We start from the raw sequence: 636 nt of genomic DNA, 5'->3' as shown, positions 1-636 counted from the left end.
GCTGCGGCAACCTTGTCTGGGGTATTCGATTTACACACGGCAATTAGAGTAGTTTTAACGNGCGGCAGAGTCATGCAAAGACAGGCGAGTGGTAGCATGTTAGCCGTAGAAAGCAGCTTTGACGCAATCAAGCACTTAATTCCGGATAGTGTTGTTCTTTCAGCTCAAAATACTCCTGAATCACTCACTCTCTCTGGTGAAGATGTTCATATTGAACAAGCAAAAGAAGCACTGGAGAAGGCCAGTATTCATTGCACAAAGCTAAGAACCTCGCACGCTTTCCACTCGCCAATGATGATCCCTGCCGAGCAGGCTTTCATCACAGAGCTCAAGGGCATTCATTGCAAAAAGCCCAGTATCCCATTTATTTCCTGTGTCAGCGGCGACTGGATTACAGATGAACAAGCAAGCGACACTCGCTACTGGGCTAGCCAGATAGTAGCTCCGGTACAGTTCAAAGGTGGCACTGAAAAGCTAAGCAAGTGGTCAAACCTTATTGTTATAGATTGCGGCCCAAGACGTGTTGCGTCTCACTTACTTAGCCAATGCTTGGAAGATAAGGATGACCTTAATATAATAACGGCCCTACCAAAGCCAACAGAAGAAGCTGAAGATAGCCAATTTATCGCCTGCCTA

General features: G+C 46.5%; 1 protein-coding gene. It reads left to right on the top strand.

The annotated features are described in order from the left end of the window. Positions 1 to 12: 12 nt before the first annotated feature. A partial coding sequence (locus tag A3763_RS21490) for an acyltransferase domain-containing protein (protein WP_231872283.1) occupies positions 13 to 636 on the top strand: 624 nt, incomplete at its 3' end.

The organism is Oleiphilus sp. HI0128, assembly GCF_001635365.1.
The sequence above is the reverse complement of the archived record's forward strand: the minus strand, read 5'-3'. Positions and strand labels throughout refer to the sequence as shown.